Source organism: Acidimicrobiia bacterium (genome assembly GCA_009694375.1).
Taxonomy (GTDB): Bacteria; Actinomycetota; Acidimicrobiia; order Acidimicrobiales; family VFJN01; genus VFJN01.
This window is the reverse complement of sequence record SHVB01000030.1, coordinates 1-15840: the sequence shown is the minus strand read 5'-3', so window position 1 is coordinate 15840 and position 15840 is coordinate 1. Positions and strand designations below refer to the sequence as shown.

The window sequence follows — 15840 nt, the reverse complement described above, 5'->3', positions numbered from 1 at the left end:
ATGACCGCGATCGACATCCCCACCACCATTCTCCGGGGCGAGGACGAGCTCCCCTTCGTCGACCTGGGCGATGGCTCCACCCTGCAGTTACTGCAGGTCGACATCGAACAGGGCCTGTGGGTAGTGCGCACGAAGTTCAGCCCCGGGATGACGGTAGACACCCACAAGCACACCGGCACCGTGCACGCATTCACCCTCACGGGGTCGTGGAAATATCTGGAATACCCCAATGAAGTGAACGTGGCCGGGAGTTACCTGTTTGAACCCGCTGGATCCGTGCACACCCTCCATGTCCCAGAATCGAATACGGAAATCACCGACGTGTTCTTCATCATCCATGGAGCCAACCTGAATCTTGATCCCGAGGGCAACGTGACCACCGTGATCGATGCGGGCGGCATTCGGGACTTCTACTTCGCCATGTGCGAGGCCGAGGGCCACGGTCGCCCCCCGGTGATCGGTACCTGAGACCGCCTCAGAGGTCCTGCTCGATCTCGGTCACCAAAGCCGCCACGCTCACGAGTGGATCCACGCCTTGATCGCGGAGCCACTGGGCGTTGCGGCGATGGAGATCGTCGTGCTCATCGAATCGGTTGAGCACCACCATCGGCTCGTAGCCGCGCTCTCGCAGCGGGGCGAGCGACAGCCCCAACGCGTTGATCACGCCGAGTCCGGCGTCGGCCACCACCACCACTCGGCTGGGCGCAAGGCGCACGAGTAGATCCACGGCATCGCCATCGGCCGCCAAGGGCGAGCGTGGACCCCCGACCGTCTCCAGCCAGCACACCTCTGGCTTCGGGTCGGGCCAGCGGAGCTCGTCGAGGAGATCCTGGAGGGAAGGCACCGGAAGACCCAGTACCGCGGCGGCCATCGGGGGAGCCATCGCTACGGGATAGGTGCGCTCGGGAAGGCACACCGCCTCGGTGGCCTCGCCGGTGGCAGCGGCGAGCACCTCGGCGTCAAGGGGGTGATCATCGGCGGGATCAAAGGACTGCGCCGGTTTTCGGGCCGCCACCGAGTGCCCCCGAGCGCGCAACGAACGCAGCGTGGCCGCCCCTACCCAGGTCTTGCCCACCTCGGTGGCTGTACCCACACACACGATCAGCATGGCGGCCTACAGATCGGCGAGCGCCTTCACGAGGCGCTCCACCTGATCGTGGGAATGGGCGGCGGAGAGCGCCACCCGCAGGCGACTGGTGCCGGGCGCCACCGTGGGCGGACGGATGGCCGGCACCAGCAATCCCTGCTCGAGTAGCCGCGCCGACGCGGCCAAAGCAGCGGATTCCGCCCCCAGCACGATGGGAATGATCGGCGACGGATGGCCGGGCCGCACCGCCTGCACATGGGAACGCAACGTTGCGAGCAGCGCCTCCCCCTCCGCCGAGCGAAGAATCCGCAGCGCCGCCAGGGCGGCTCCGGCATCGCCCGGGCTCGTTGCCGTGCTGAAGATGAACGGGCGGGCCGCGTTCACCAACAGGTCGATGACATCTTGGCTGCCGGCCACGAATCCTCCCAGCGACCCGAGCGTCTTGGACAGCGTGCCCACCCGAACCACCTCCACCCCCTGCCACGGCGCCTCGGCCAGGTCGGGATGCGGCCCGAGGACCGCGTGGGCTTCGTCGAGTACCAGGAGGGCGTCGTGGGTGCGACACACCGACGCCAACGCCTCCACCGGAGCCACATCGCCATCCATGGAGAACACGGTGTCGGTGACCACCAGGGCGGGGCCCCCATGGGCGGCCAGCAACGACTCCACATGGTCCACGTCGTTGTGGCGGCTGATCGCCAACCGACCCTTACCCAAGCGACAGCCGTCGATGATCGACGCGTGGTTCAGCTCGTCGCTCACCACGAGCACCTCCGCCGAGGTGGCCAAGGTGGCCAGCACCGCGAGGTTGGCGGCGAAGCCGGTGGGCAACACCAGGGCGGCCTCCGTGCCCTTCCATCGGGCCAGATCCGCCTCCAGTTCGGCATGGATGGGACGACCCCCGACCACCAACCGCGAGGCGCCCGATCCGGTACCCCACCGAGCAATGGCGTCCCGGGCGGCGGCCGCGACGCCCGGATGGTTGGCCAGGCCGAGATAGTCGTTCGACGCGAACGACACCACGCTGCGCCCATCGAACAGGGCCTCCGGCAGGCGGCCATCCAGCGTGCGGATCGAACGCCACTGATCGGCTCGCCGAATCCCCTCGAGGCGTTCACTGACCCGTCGACCCCACGTGGTCATCAGGGGGCCGTGACCTCGGCGATCGCCGCCACCACCACCGCGACGATGCGATCGATCTCCTCGGCGGTGCTCGTCAGCATGGGCATCAACACAATGACATCGCCGAGCGGACGAATGAGCACTCCTCGGGCTACGCAGGCCGCCGACACCCGTCGTCCCCAGCGCAGCCCCTCCGCCGGCGGCGCCAGTTCAATGCCGACCATCAAGCCCCGCTGGCGGATCTCGGTCACCGCGGCGATCGGCGCCACCCGGTCAGCGAGAGCCTTGGCCAACTGCGCGCCCCGGGCCACGACGTTGGCGAGCACATCCTGTTCATCGATGAGTTCCAGATGACGTCTCGCCACCGCGCAAGCCAAGGCATTCCCGCTGTAGGAGTGCCCGTGATAGAGCGTGCGGTCCGAGAGGTCCGGACCGAGGAAGGCGTCGTAGACCCGGCGGGATACTGCGGTGGCGGACAGCGCCAGATAGCCGCCGGTGATGCCCTTGCCGAGACACATGAGATCGGGCCGCACATCACACTGCTCTACCGCGAACAACGTGCCCGTGCGGCCGAAGCCGGTGGCCACTTCATCGCAGATGAGGAGAACATCGTGCCGACGGCAGGCGTCGGCCACCGCCGTCATGAACTCCGGCGTGCACATCGCCATCCCCGCCGCGCCCTGCACGAGCGGCTCAACCACCACCGCCGCCAACCGCCCGGCGTGCTCCTCGATCGCCGCCACACTCGCCGCCACGTCGCCATAGGGCGCCCGCCGCACGGAGAAACGCAGCGGATCGAACACATCGGTGCCGAAACCACCGTCGCCCACCGAAAGCGACCCGATGGAGTCGCCGTGGTAGGCGCCGGTGAAGGCGAGGTATTGATGGCGCCCCCCCACCCCCTGATTGGTCCAGTACTGGAACGCGATCTTCAGCGCCTGTTCCACCGCCTCGGCCCCATCGGAAGCGAAGAGGAAGTGCGGGTCCTCTATCGGCACCCGTGGGGCCAGCGCCTCGGCCAGCTCGATCGTGGCCCGATTGCCGTGTCCAAGCATCGTGGAGTGGGCCACCTGGTCGATCTGGTCACGCAGGGCTTCATCCAGTTCCGGCACTCGGTGACCCAAGGTGGTTACCCAGAGTGAGGAGATGGCGTCGAGGTAGCGGCGGCCTTCAACATCGATGACTTCACGCCCCTCGGCCCGCTCAACCACGATGGGTCCGTTGTCGGCGTAGACCGACATTTGGGTGAAGCCGTGCCACACCACGGCGGCATCGCGCTCCACCCATCCGCTGTGCGTATCGCCCACAACGCCCGACGCTACCCGCCCAGCCGCCACCCGCTCCGCTCGAGGGCCCCGCCAACTCGACTCAGGCCCCCGCCACCTGGAATGCTGGGGGTCTACGGACCCCCAATTCCCCCCCATCGAGGTAGCCCGTGTCTGAACTTAAGGTGTGGATCGACCAGGACCTATGCACTGGTGACGGCATTTGTGTCGAGCTTCAGCCCGGCCTCTTCGCCATGCACGACGACGGCCTCGCCTACGTCAAAGAAGCCGGCTGGTCCGACATTTTCAACGGCGCCGGCGGTGACCCCGTCTACAAAATGGCCGAAGGCACCGCCGCGGTGCCCGAGTCGCATCTGGAGACCACCATCGAAGCCGCCGAGGAATGCCCCGGGGAATGCATCTTCCTCGAAATCATCGAATAGGCGTCTGGTAGCGAGCAATCTCAGCTCGCCCCACCACCATGTGATGCACCTCATCGGGTCCGTCGGCCAGCCGCAGGGTGCGCTGACCGGTGTACATATCGGCCAGTGGCGTCCATTGCGATACGCCAGTGGCACCGTGTAACTGGATGGCCTGATCGATGATCTGACACACCCGCTCGGGCACCATCGCCTTCACCGCGCTCACCCACACGCGGGCCTCGGCGTTGCCCATCAGGTCCATGGCCTTCGCCGCTTTGAGCACCATCAGACGCATGGCTTCGATCTCGATGCGGGCTCGCGCCACCGTCTCGGTGTTCTTACCCAGCGAGATGAGCGGCTTGCCGAAAGCCTCCCGGCTCAAGCCCCGCTCCACCATGAGTTGCAGGGCTCGCTCGGCGGCTCCGATGGAGCGCATGCAGTGGTGGATCCGACCGGGGCCGAGGCGCAACTGCGAGATCTCGAAGCCGCGCCCCTCGCCGAGGAGAACGTTCTCCTTGGGCACATGCACATCGTGGAGGCGGATGTGCATGTGACCGTGGGGCGCGTCGTCGTGCCCGAATACGTGCATCGGCCCGAGTACCTCCACCCCGGGGGTGTCCATCGGCACCAGGATCTGCGACTGCTGCTGGTGACTGGCGGCCTCGGGGTTCGTGCGCACCATGCAGATCATTATCTTGCAGCGGGGATCACCGGCACCGGAGATGTAGAACTTCTCCCCGTTGATCACCCACTCATCGCCATCGAGCACGGCGGCGGTGGCGATGTTGCGGGCATCGGAACTGGCCATGTCCGGTTCGGTCATGGCGTAGCACGAACGGATTTCGCCGTTGAGTAGCGGCTGAAGCCACCGTTGCTTCTGCTCGGGCGTGCCCACCCGTTCGAGCACCTCCATGTTTCCGGTATCGGGGGCGGCGCAGTTGAGGCACTCCGAGGCCAGCGGGTTCTTCCCGAGTTCCACCGCGATGTAGGCGTAGTCGAGGTTGCTGAGCCCCTGACCCGTCTCGGCATCGGGGAGGAAAAAGTTCCAGAGCCCGATCGCCTTCGCCTTGGCCTTCACACCATCGAGAAGTTCGAGTTGGCCAGGGGCAAAGCTCCAGCGCTCGGCCCGACCCTCGCCCAACCGAAAAAACTCGGCCGTGATGGGGTCGACCTCGTTGGTGATGAACTCCTTCACCTGCTCCAGGAGGGGACGGGCCCCCGCCGACATGCTGAGGTTGTAGAGCTCTCCTCCGAAGTCATCGAGGTTGAGCGGGTTAGCGGGCATGAGCAACTCCTGAGCGATCGTGAAGGTTAGAGCACACCACACCGGACAACCCGGCGACGAAACATCCACAGGGTTGTCCACTTCCTTCCCACAGGGCACCCGTCGTACGGTGCATCCATGGACACCAACGCCTCGTACGAAGTGCAGATTGGGGACACCGTCATCGAGGTCCGCGGGGCCGACGCGTACGCCCCCGACGGCGCACTCACCACCTTCTACCGATGCCGAGATGGCCGCAATGTGGTGGATGTCTGGGCCACCCGGGTGGCCAGTTTCCGTACCGCCGACATCACCAGCATCCTCCGCCTCGATCTCACCCCCGCCTGGGCGCCTTAACCCCGGGGGGTCCCGACCACAACCGAGCCCCCGTAACTGCTAAGCAACCGGGATGAAAATCACGCGCGTCGTCTTGGCCTCCGCCGTCGTTGTGGGGTCGCTGGCCATGGGAGCACCGGCGGTGGCCCAGTGGTCGCGTCCCCGCCTCGCCCCCACCTACGAGGTGAGGGAGAGCGTTGAGCAGATTTCGGTGACGGGGCTCACCCCGGGAACCGACGTTCACCTTGTCCGTCCACTGGCCGCCACCCCCGCCGACAGCGACACCACCGAGGCTGATGCCCTGGGGGGCGTGCTGTTCCGGAACCTCGCTCCCGGCGGCGACTACTCCGTGGAAATTGACGGTGTCGTCACCGACGGGCTCGTGGTGGCCTCCCCCGATTCGATCCCGGACCAGTCCCTCTACGAAGGCCAAACCCTCGAGGAGGGCTTCCAGTACATCACGACCCGAGACGGTACTGAACTGTCGGTCAACGTTGTTTTGCCCGGACCCAGTGACGACGGCCCCTACCCCACTGTGGTTGAGTACAGCGGCTACGACCCCTCCAATCCCTTGGCCGGTCTGGGCGGCCTGGTTCCGCCCGGGGTCGACCCCACGACACTGTGTGGATCTCTCCCGGTGCTCTGCAAGGCCCCGGCCCAACCGGCGTCACTACTCGCAGGGCTCCTCGGCTACGCGGTGGTGGGGGTGAACGTGCGAGGCACCGGATGCTCCGGAGGTGCCTATGACTTCTTCGAGACGCTGCAGGTGCTCGACGGCTACGACGCCATCGAGACCATCGGAGCCCAAGACTGGGTGAAGCAGCACCATGTGGGCATGGTGGGCCTGTCGTACCCCGGCATCGCCCAACTCTTCGTAGCCCAATCCCAGCCCCCCAGCCTCGCGTCCATCGCGCCGTTGTCGGTGTACGGCGACACCGCTACCGGGGTCCTGCGGCCCGGCGGCATCTTGAACACGGGATTCGCGGTCTCGTGGGCGAGCCAGGTGCTCGCCAACGCGGCCCCTTCGGGCACCGATTGGGTGCGGCAACTCATTGCCGAAGGCGACACGGTGTGCGCCGACAACCAGCGCCTGCGCCTCCAAAACGTAGACATCGTCGAGAAGGCGGAGAACACCCGCTATTACACCGACGACGTGGCTGGCCCTCTTGATGTGCGTCGATTCGCCGACAAGATCAACGTGCCGATATTCCTCGCCTCGGCCTGGCAGGACGAGCAGACCGGCCCCTCCTTCGCCGATCTCCTCGACCGCTTCGACTCGGCCCCGGTGAAACGGTTCACGCTCTACAACGGCCTCCACGCCGACGGCTTCGCCCCGCAGATTCTCAGTGAGTGGAACGCCTTCCTCGACCTTTACGTGGACAATGAGGTGCCCAGTATCCCGCCGATCATCCGGTCGCTAGCCCCGCTGTTTACCCAGGCGATCTTCGGCGGGGGTATCTCCTTGCCGCCGGATCGCTGGGGCGGCGTCGCCAACGCCACCCAGGCCCGGCAAAAGTACGAGGCCGAACCCGAGGTCCGCGTGATCTTCGAGAGCGGGGGCGGCGCCGCCAACGGCCTCCCGGTGGGCGCCTTCGAGCACACCGTGGAGCGATGGCCCGATCCGGCCGTGGCCGCCCATCGCTGGTGGCTTACCCCCACCGGTGGCCTCCAGGACCAGGCCGAGTCGAACCTTCTGAGTTACGTGAGCTTCGAGCCCGATCAGAGCGTAGGGGACACCACCTACTTCTCCGGCGGCAGTTCGGCCATCTGGAAGGCCCTACCTGCCTACGACTGGAAACCCGCCCTTGCCCGTCACGAGGTGGCGTTCGAAACGGGCGAGCTTTCCACCACCATGACAATGCTTGGAACCGGCAGCGTGGACCTGTGGGTGCAGTCCAGCGCGATCGATGCCGACCTTGAGGTCGTGGTATCGGAAGTGAGGCCCGACCAGCAGGAGATGCTCGTTCAGTCGGGTCGCCTCCGGGCCAGTTACCGAGCCCTTGAAGCCGACTCCACCCAGCTCCACCCCACCCACCTCGGACGCGAGGCCGATATTTCGGCGTTGCCGGCGGCCGAGTGGACAAAGGTTCGGGTGCTCATTCCGGCGTTCGGTCATGTGTTCCGAGCCGGCTCTCGTATCCGGATCGCCGTGAACACCCCTGGCGGCGACCAGGCCACCTGGTCGTATGACATCTTGTCTCTCCCGGCTGGCACTCGTCACCACATCGGAACCGGCGGGGTGGCGGCATCCTCCGTGGCGCTTCCCGTGCTCTCCGGCCTCACCGTACCCACCCCACTTCCGGCCTGTCCGTCGCTGCGGGGCCAGCCCTGTCGGCCCACGGGGGCGATTGTGTTCACGACCTCGGACCTGCCGCCCGCCCAGCCCCCGGTGGCTCCCCGAGCGGCGGCGCCCGGCTTCACCGGGTAAGGCCCGTTCTCACGGAGATAAGCAAGCGGACAGCGGGCCAGCGGGTGGTCCACAGATTCCTCGGCAGCGCTGACCGGTGAGGGACACGGCTCCGTCGCCCGCTTCTGCCGATATGTCCGTCGCTCCCGGCTGACCGCTTCGGTGGGTAGCGCTGGGGAGAGGGTGAGGGGAATCGCCCCTCTCCTGCGAGCGGCGGATGGGCACGACGGTGTCGCCGCTCGGGGCCCGGCGGAGCGCGTCATGGGCACCGCCCATGGCATCCATCACAAACTGAGACAGGTACACCGTTCGCCGCACGAAATCGCTGCGGCGGCCGGCGATCTCAGCGGCCCCATCCCTCAGGGCGGTGTGATCCCGTTGGCCGCGAAGTACGACTCGATCGCGGGGGCGAGCGCTCTGGCAAAGGTGCTCGTGAGGTGAGTCCAATCGGCCTTCACCACGAGTTCATCGACGATGGGATCACAGATCGGCAGGTAGGGGCACACCAAGCGATCGAGATCGACGGACCAGACCTGATCGTCGTCTGCATCGAGACGACGATAGAGGCGCTCGACGCTCGTCGGGGTGGGATCTACGACGTAGCGGCACTCCGCCACGCTCACGGCTTCGGAGAGGCAGGTGAGCGGGTTGAGCACGCCGTACGGGATGGGTTCGAGCATCACGACCTTGCGTCCCCCGGCGCCCAGTTCGGCGAGAGAGTCGGTCGTGGTCTGCTCGAGCCAGTCATCGAACTCCGGTGCGCTAGCCGCGAGCGGCTGTCCGTCCGGGCCACGATATTGGGGTTCCTGATTCGGTACCTCGTAGCCGCGGTTCATCACGACGATCACGTCGGGGTCGAGGGCCGGGATCACTCGGTCGTAGAGGTCATCCTTGGCCTTCTGGCATTCCTTGAGGCGTTGGTTCGGATTGACGAGCGTGACGGCGTAGAGGTCGCGCTGCCAGGGGCAGACGAATTGCACCGACACCGATAGCGTGAGGTCGTAGCGGTCGGCCATCGCGGTGAGGGTCGGGATCACCATCTGGGCGTGGCTATCACCGATGAGAGCGATGTGGGGTCCGGACCCCACCCGAAGGGTGCAGACATCGGGGGACTGTTGGTAGCAGGCCGACTGCGGCGGGAAGTCGGCCTTGAGGGCGGCGAAGTCGAGGTCGGCGGGGACGGCGCTGAAGCTGGTCGTGGGGATCCGGGGCCCGGCGACCGCGGCAACCGAGGTGGTCCGGGACGGATCGAGCACGGCGGGGATGATGATGAGCGCGGACACCGCGCTGAGGGCGAGTCCACCGACGATCACGGGAGTTCGGAAGCGGTCCAATACGGCCGAGAAGCGCACGGGCCGCTCCAGGATCTCGAAGCTCAACGAGGCCAGCGCCGTTGCCACCACGGTGGTGAACGCGATCGTGGACATCACGCTCAGGTCGAACGATCGAGCCAGTACCAGGATCACGGGCCAGTGCCAGAGGTAGATGCCGTAGGAGATCCTCCCGAGGTAGACGATCGGTGCAAGGGAGAGCACCCGTTGGGCCACCCCGCCGTCGGCGACCTCGAGGGCCACGATGGCCAGTGCCGTGGCCAGGGTGACCAAGGCCCCGCGCCCGATCGCGTCGAGCGAGATCCAACTCGAGGCGACGATGCCGATCGTCACGATCGAGGCCAGGCCCACCCAGCGGGCGGGCCGGGCGAAGCCCGCCAAGCGCGTCACCAGTGCGGGCGTCAGCGCGATGAGCGCGCCCGCCATGAGCTGGTAGGCGCGGGCGTCGGTGCCGTAGTAGGCCCGGGATGGGTCCGATGACCGCAGCGACCAGGCCCAGAGCAAGGACGCCAGTGCGCCAACCGCCACCACGCCGCGCAGGACCTGCCACCGGCGGACGTCGAATCGGCGCGCCAGCAGCCAGAGGCCTCCGAGTAGCAGCGGCCAGGCCAGATAGAACTGCTCTTCCACGGCCAGTGACCAGAACTGCAGCACCGGGTTGGTGGCGGGATCAGCGGCGAAGTAGTCGCCGGCCTGGCGGATGAAATACCAGTTCGTCACGTACAGGAAGGCGGCCTGGAACCCGCCTTTCGAGGCCGCCACCTCGATGGGCGAAGCCAGCGCCGAGTAGACGATCGCCGAAGCCACCAAAACCACGAATGCGGCCGGCAACAAGCGTCGAAACCGGCGGGCATAGAACCGGCGGTAGGAGATCGACCCGTCCGAGGACAGGTCGCGAAGCAACAGCTGGGTCACCAAGAACCCCGACAGCACGAAAAACACGTCGACGCCGACGTAGCCAGCCGAGAACCGCTCGCTACCAGAGTGGAACAGCACCACGAGGTACACCGCCACCACCCGCAAACCGTCGAGGTAGGCCCGGTACCCCTCGGACGGCGTGGCGCTACCGGGAGCCACAGGCATCCGGACGGTCCGGCCGTACCGGTCGATGAGGGGATCGCGCCGGCGAGCGCTGCGTCCTCATGGGTGTGCCTCCCCGCCTCTCATGGGTCGGCATCCTACCGACCGGCGGTCTTCGCCGGGCATCACCCGGCGAACCCGACGCGCCCGCGGCCGGCGCCGCCGCTCCCAGACTTTTCCTGACCGCTGAATGACCCCCGTGATCCCGTTTTCGACCGGCGTTCACAGCTGGGCACCCGGGAAGGGCGGTGGTTAGCCCGCTCCCGATGGCGAGTGTGTTGCCGGTGGGCCCCACGGATGCGCAAGAATCCTTCATGCGCTGTGATCGGGGTGATCTCCCTGTGCCGACCCGTCTCTCCACAACGTGGGCCGGGAAGGCCGGTGGAAGAACCGGGGGCCGCACCAGCTCCGGATGCTCCAGCACTTCGGCCTGACCCCCGCCACCGACCTGCTGGACATCGGGTGCGGTCTCGGTCGACTCGCCTTCGAGTGCGCGTCCTACCTGGACGACGACGCCACCTACACAGGGTTCGACATCGCGCCGGTGGCGATCGAGTGGCTCAAGGAGAACTACGCCCCCCGCGCCTGCCTGGGTTCCGGTTCGACCTTCTCGAAGTGCACAACGAGCGGTATCGGCCCGACAAGGCACTGGGACCTGAGGAGGTCCGGTTCCCGTACGATGACGACAGCTTCGACATGGTCTGCGCGTTCGAGGTGTTCATGCACATCTCACCCGATGGCGTGCGCAACTACCTCCGCGAGGTCGCCCGCCTCCGTAGACCCGGAGCCACCGCCATCCTCACCTTCATGGCCATCTACCCCGGCGAGCACGAGGTGCGGAACGCGGGGCGAGCCTTCATCCGCGTCTCGGAGGGCGTCTACTCACGGTTCCCGGAACGCACGTCCACTTCGATGGGCTACGACTTAGCCCTGATCCGCGAGATGCTCGTGGAGGCCCAACTTGAGGAGTTCGACCTCCTCAAGGGGAGCTGGCATGACCCGTACATGGAGTTCACGCCGCTCACCCACGGATGCGACCTCGTCGCCGTCCGAGGTCCCTAGGCCACGCCCTGCTTGGCGCCGGCCGGGGCGACGAGACGCTCCAGCGGTGTGATGAGCGCCGGCTTCCCGCTCTCCTTCACTCGCCCCGATGGCGCGAGGTTACACCTCTCCTTCGAGCGGGCAGCGCCCGCCCCGGAAGTTGCACAGCCCTTGTCGAGAACGACGGAGGGGCACCGCTTGGGTGCCCCTGCCAGCCGATTCTTGGAGCGGACGACGGGATTCGAACCCGCGACCCCAACCTTGGCAAGGTTGTGCTCTACCAGCTGAGCTACGTCCGCGTGAGGGGGCGACGATAGCAGGAGCACCCGATCCGCCCCAACCTCTAGGGACCCGGAAACTCAGGCCAGCGCCCGGGCGATCAGCGATCGATCGTGGCTTCTCATGGGCAGGTCAGCCACGCAGGCCAACCCGGCCGGGCTCATCTTGGCCGCTGTCTTCCCGATGACGGCCACCATCTTGTCGTCGCCGAGGGAATCGGTGGTGGCGGCCAGCTGCGTCTCCAAGAACACGAGACAAAGGGCGTCTTCGTGCACCTGCACTTGCGGGTCTGAGCCCAGACCCTCCTTGCGGATGATGCACTGCACTCGGCTAACGGTGGGCTCGTCGTAGCCCGCCGCCACCAAGAGCCCGGCCACCTCCTCGGCATGCTGTTTACGCAACGCGCTGCGCCACCGCAGATAGCCAGCCCGTCCCTCCGGTTGCGAAGACCGCGGGGATGACCAGCGCCGCAGATGGTGTGCCCGAGCGGCCAACAATTGTGCCTCGCTGGCCCCCGGGTCGAGGCGGTGAACCCACTCGGTCATCAACACGGCGTGAGCCAATTCCTTGGGACGAGTTTCACCCCGCACCACGATCTGGTGTGGATCGTCAGCGTTGGCCGCGTCTATCGCCGCCACGGCTTCGTCGAAACGTCCCGCCATGATCTCAGCCCGGCACGGTCGGGCGAAGATCTGTACGCAGCACCAAGACGCCATCTTCCAACGTGGCGGTGGCATCGCCCAGGATGGCGAAGTCCTGGAAGTCGATCTGCGCCTGCTCGATAAAGCGGGTTCGCTCCTCGCCCCCGACGGGAGGAAGCGGCCGGCTGCGCACCGCCTGGGCGCGATCACGGAAGCGTTGGAGCATCGCTTCTGGGTCTAGATCCAACTCAGCCATGACCCAAACCTACTCCGAGGACAGCGGCGGTCGCGTCGCCACCCAATACCGCCAGGTGAGCACACCGACGCCTGCCGCCAACACCAGAAGACCCCCGATCACCGCCGCGATCAACATCCGGTCGCTGCCGTCCTCCCGGCTGATGTTGTTGGTTGACTGGATCACGCTGGTGGTGGTCGTGGACTCCGCCCCCTCAGTGCCATCCCCCGGCACCAAGACATCGACCGAGGTGCTCACCGCGATGGTGGTCGTAGTGGAGGCGGCGCGGGTGGCCGCAGGGGTGGTGCGACGCGTCGCGGTGGTCTGGCGCGCCACGGTGGTGGAGGTGGTGAAGGTGGTGGTGGCCGGCACCGTGGTGGTGGTGGCGGCCGTGGTGGAGGTGGGAGCGGTCGTCGTGGTGGTGGTGGAGCTGGTATCGGTGGTCGGGGGGACCCCAGCCCCGGCCGGGCCCACCCAGCCCAGTGCCAGTGCCAACGCCACGCCGAGCCCTGAGACAACCAGGAGCAGTGGACTCCTTCGTGCTCGCCTCTCGCTTCTGCTCAACGCACCTGCTCCTTCCCGACGGAAGTGTCAGGCTACCGGGCGCCCATCACCGGTCACAGCCACAACCCATCAACACTGATGGGCCGGGCACGAATAGGTGGTGCGTCCGCCAATGGTCCGTCGCTGCAGAGGCGCACCATCGCGAGGGCAGGTGGCCCCTCGCCGTCGGGCCACCTGCAGGTCGCCGGTATGGCTACCCCCGCGCGCCATGAGCTGCGTGATCGTGCGGCGCAGATGGACATGCAGCCGCTTCGCCTCCCGGTCGTCGATCGCGCTCGCCACCCGGGCGGGATCGAGACCGGCCTGCCACAACATCTCATCGGCCAGGAGATTGCCAATCCCCGCCACATGATGCTGATCGAGCAGCCATGCCTTGAGCGGGGCCCGACTCGCGGCCAGGCCCCGCCGCAAAGCCGCTGCACCAATCACGAGGGCATCCACGCCCAAATGACCAACATCGGGGGCCAGTTCAACACCGCCCAGACGGCGCGGATCCTCGATCTGCATCGTGTGACCGCCATCGAAGCGCAGCCCAAAGCGCACCCAGACGGGATCGCGGCGAGCACTGGCGTACTCGAGCTTCTCGATGGGTCCCTCGCCGTCGACCAACAGACGCCCGGTCATCCCAAAGCGCAGACCCACGGTGGGCCCATCGGTCTCCAGCAGGAGGAGTTTGCCGATGCGATCCGTGCTCGTGAGAGTCGTACCCCGCAGGGCCACCTGGAGCGCGCGAGCCGTGGTGTTCCCCTTCAGGTACCACGCATCCGGTGCCACCACCCCGGTGAGGGCGAGGCCCACCAGACGCTCGGCCACTCGCCGGTAGTACTCCACTTCGATCATCTCGGGCATGGCATCCCAGCGTGTCGCCTCGGCAACGCTTCCGCAACGTCACCTCCGGGGTCTCGCCAATGGCACAGTAGGGGACTATGAGCATCGTAGATATCCAAGACGCCGACGGGGTGCGCCTCATCACCTGGAACCGCCCCGAGGCGCTCAACGCCCTGAACGACGAACTGTGGGACGCCACCACCGCCGCCCTCCTCAGCTCCCAGGCCGATCCCGATCTCAAGTGCGTGGTGATCACCGGCACCGGCCGGGCCTTCACCGCCGGGCAAGACCTCGCCGAGATGATGGCGCCACCGGACCATGCCGACGGAGCCATGCACGGCTACCGGGCTCTGATCCCGGTGCTGGAAGAGTTCGACAAACCGTTGCTGGCGGCGGTGAACGGTCTCGGGTTGGGAATCGGGGCCACGCTGCTGCCCTACTGCGACATCGTCTGGATCGCCGACAACGCCCGCCTCAAGGTGCCCTTCGTGACCCTTGGAGTGACGACCGAAGCGGCCGGATCCCTCCTCCTCCCCCAGCGCATGGGCTGGCAGGACGCCGCCCACTTCATCTTTACCGCCGACTGGATCACCGCCGAGCGGGCCGTGGCCACCGGCTTGGCTTGGAAGGTCACCACCCCTGAGGCTCTCCTACCCGAGACGATGATGGTCGCTCGCCAGATCGGTGCGATGCCGGTGGACTCGCTACAGACCACCAAACGCCTCATGGTCGCCGGACGACTCGACGCCGTGCGAGCCGCCCGGGCGCGCGAGGACAACGAGTTCCTTCGCATGGTGGGTTCCGAAGAAAACCGGGCCGCCTTGGCCCAGTTCTTTACCTAACCTCCGGCCCTCATCCTGAGCGGACTCAGGAACCGCCCAGCGCCTGACCGAGATCGGCCCGCAGATCATCCACGTGCTCGAGCCCCACCGACATGCGCACCAACCCATCGGTGATCCCAAGGTCGGCCCGCTCGGCGGGGCTGTAGCGGGCCGACACCGTGGCGGGGTGGGTAAGCAGGGTTTCGGGGCCGCCGAGCGAGAGAGCAATGCGCGCCAGTCGGCAGTGGTCGATGAAGGCGATGGTGGCTTCCGCACCGCCGCGCACCTCGAAGGCCACCATGGAACCACCGCTAGTCATCTGCCGCTTCGCCAGGTCGTATTGCCGATGGCTGGGCAGGAACGGGTACGCCACCGATTCAATAGCCGCATGCCCTTCCAGGAAGGCGGCCAACTCCCCCGCCGATGCCGCCTGCCGCTGGGCACGAATCGGGAGCGTCCGCAGGCCCCGCAACGCGTTCCACGCATCAAAGGGGGAAGCCTGGGCCCCCATGGTCGACTGCCAGCCCCAGATCACATCGATCAGATCACGGTTGCCCGCCACCACCCCGAGCAGGCTGTCGTTGTGCCCGGCGATGCCCTTGGTGGCGGCATGGACCACCAAGTCCACCCCGTGCTCCAGGGGGTGCTGCACCGTGGGGCCAGCCAGGGTTGAGTCCACCACGGTGATCGGACCCGCCAGCGCCCCCAAGACGTCGAGGTCCACGATGGAGAGCGCCGGGTTGGCCGGTGTCTCCACAAACACCACCTGGGTGCGCCCGGGGATCACCGCGGCGGCGATGGCCTCGGCATCGGTCCCGTCCACGAAGGTCACCTCGATGCCGAAGCGAGGGAGGTGAAAGGCCAGCAGACCGTAGGTCACCGAGAACACTTGGTTGGTCGCCACGACGTGGTCGCCCTGTGAGCACAGTGCCAGCAGCACCGCCGTGACGGTGCCCATGCCCGACGCGGCCGCCAACGCCGCCTCCGCCCCCTCCATCTCGGCGATGGCGTCCTCAAACTCGCGCACGGTCGGACTCCCGAACCGGGAGTACAACTTCGTGGTGCGCTCGGCTCCCATCATGGCGGCGTGCTCCGCCACCGTGTCCACCTCGTAGGT

16 protein-coding genes, 1 tRNA gene and 1 pseudogene are annotated in these 15840 nt (G+C 66.9%); 8 read left to right on the top strand and 10 right to left on the bottom strand.

Features of this window, described 5'->3' with window-relative positions; translation table 11 throughout:
• Positions 1-468: a cupin gene (locus tag EXQ71_12420; protein MSO88299.1), complete on the top strand. Its 468-nt coding sequence runs from the start codon at positions 1-3 to the stop codon at positions 466-468.
• A 7-nt stretch (positions 469-475) separates the two neighbouring features.
• On the opposite strand, the gene EXQ71_12415 is transcribed toward EXQ71_12420, so the two are convergent.
• Genes EXQ71_12415 through bioA form a run of 3 tightly spaced genes read right to left on the bottom strand, consistent with a single transcriptional unit; the run spans position 476 to position 3516 of the window.
• Complete coding sequence (locus EXQ71_12415; GenBank protein ID MSO88298.1) at positions 476-1108, bottom strand: hypothetical protein; 633 nt, start codon at positions 1106-1108, stop codon at positions 476-478.
• Positions 1109-1114: 6 nt separating this feature from the next.
• Positions 1115-2230, bottom strand: coding sequence for an 8-amino-7-oxononanoate synthase (locus EXQ71_12410; protein ID MSO88297.1), 1116 nt, complete (start codon positions 2228-2230; stop codon positions 1115-1117).
• Positions 2230-3516: an adenosylmethionine--8-amino-7-oxononanoate transaminase gene (bioA, locus tag EXQ71_12405; protein MSO88296.1), complete on the bottom strand. Its 1287-nt coding sequence runs from the start codon at positions 3514-3516 to the stop codon at positions 2230-2232. Before bioA ends, EXQ71_12410 begins: the two co-directional genes overlap by 1 nt.
• A gap of 128 nt (positions 3517-3644) precedes the next feature.
• Here bioA and EXQ71_12400 point away from each other — a divergent pair, with 128 nt between their 5' ends.
• Positions 3645-3917: a ferredoxin gene (locus tag EXQ71_12400; GenBank protein MSO88295.1), complete on the top strand. Its 273-nt coding sequence runs from the start codon at positions 3645-3647 to the stop codon at positions 3915-3917.
• Here the strand turns inward: EXQ71_12400 and EXQ71_12395 are convergent.
• Positions 3907-5124, bottom strand: coding sequence for an acyl-CoA dehydrogenase (locus tag EXQ71_12395; protein MSO88294.1), 1218 nt, complete (start codon positions 5122-5124; stop codon positions 3907-3909). The two genes, EXQ71_12400 and EXQ71_12395, sit on opposite strands and share 11 nt — an antisense overlap.
• Positions 5125-5298: 174 nt before the next feature.
• On the opposite strand from EXQ71_12395, the gene EXQ71_12390 reads away from it, so the two are divergent.
• Together EXQ71_12390 and EXQ71_12385 are read left to right on the top strand one after the other, a co-directional pair.
• A complete protein-coding gene (locus EXQ71_12390) occupies positions 5299-5517 on the top strand; it encodes a hypothetical protein (protein ID MSO88293.1) in 219 nt (72 codons plus the stop codon).
• Between the two features lie 52 nt (positions 5518-5569).
• Entirely contained in the window at positions 5570-7924 is a 2355-nt protein-coding gene (locus EXQ71_12385; GenBank protein MSO88292.1) for a CocE/NonD family hydrolase, read from the top strand.
• A gap of 338 nt (positions 7925-8262) precedes the next feature.
• On the opposite strand, the gene EXQ71_12380 is transcribed toward EXQ71_12385, so the two are convergent.
• Positions 8263-10317, bottom strand: a complete 2055-nt coding sequence (locus EXQ71_12380; protein ID MSO88291.1) for an acyltransferase — start codon at positions 10315-10317, stop codon at positions 8263-8265.
• 409 nt (positions 10318-10726) lie between these two features.
• Between EXQ71_12380 and EXQ71_12375 the strand changes: the two genes are divergently transcribed.
• Together EXQ71_12375 and EXQ71_12370 are read left to right on the top strand one after the other, a co-directional pair.
• Entirely contained in the window at positions 10727-11242 is a 516-nt protein-coding gene (locus EXQ71_12375; protein MSO88290.1) for a methyltransferase domain-containing protein, read from the top strand.
• Entirely contained in the window at positions 11011-11376 is a 366-nt protein-coding gene (locus EXQ71_12370) for a hypothetical protein (protein ID MSO88289.1), read from the top strand. The genes EXQ71_12375 and EXQ71_12370 overlap by 232 nt, the downstream gene beginning before the upstream one ends.
• 202 nt (positions 11377-11578) lie before the next feature.
• On the opposite strand, the gene EXQ71_12365 is transcribed toward EXQ71_12370, so the two are convergent.
• The 3 genes from EXQ71_12365 to EXQ71_12355 form a co-directional block, all read right to left on the bottom strand.
• A tRNA-Gly gene (locus tag EXQ71_12365) sits at positions 11579-11654 on the bottom strand.
• 60 nt (positions 11655-11714) lie between these two features.
• Positions 11715-12371 (bottom strand): DUF4202 domain-containing protein, encoded by a 657-nt coding sequence (locus EXQ71_12360; protein ID MSO88288.1) that lies wholly within the window; start codon positions 12369-12371, stop codon positions 11715-11717.
• A complete protein-coding gene (locus EXQ71_12355; GenBank protein ID MSO88287.1) occupies positions 12301-12531 on the bottom strand; it encodes a hypothetical protein in 231 nt (76 codons plus the stop codon). The genes EXQ71_12360 and EXQ71_12355 overlap by 71 nt, the downstream gene beginning before the upstream one ends.
• A gap of 237 nt (positions 12532-12768) precedes the next feature.
• Between EXQ71_12355 and EXQ71_12350 the strand changes: the two are divergent.
• Positions 12769-13023, top strand: a pseudogene (locus tag EXQ71_12350) (dicarboxylate/amino acid:cation symporter).
• Positions 13024-13143: 120 nt separating this feature from the next.
• Here the strand turns inward: EXQ71_12350 and EXQ71_12345 are convergent.
• Complete coding sequence (locus EXQ71_12345) at positions 13144-13923, bottom strand: formamidopyrimidine-DNA glycosylase (GenBank protein MSO88286.1); 780 nt, start codon at positions 13921-13923, stop codon at positions 13144-13146.
• A 77-nt stretch (positions 13924-14000) separates the two neighbouring features.
• Between EXQ71_12345 and EXQ71_12340 the strand changes: the two genes are divergently transcribed.
• Positions 14001-14744 carry an enoyl-CoA hydratase/isomerase family protein gene (locus tag EXQ71_12340; protein ID MSO88285.1) on the top strand — a complete coding sequence of 248 codons (744 nt, stop codon included), beginning with the start codon at positions 14001-14003 and terminating at the stop codon, positions 14742-14744.
• Positions 14745-14769: 25 nt separating this feature from the next.
• On the opposite strand, the gene EXQ71_12335 is transcribed toward EXQ71_12340, so the two are convergent.
• Positions 14770-15840, bottom strand: a 1071-nt coding sequence (locus tag EXQ71_12335; protein ID MSO88284.1) for an aminotransferase class I/II-fold pyridoxal phosphate-dependent enzyme, incomplete at its 5' end; no start/stop codon positions are given.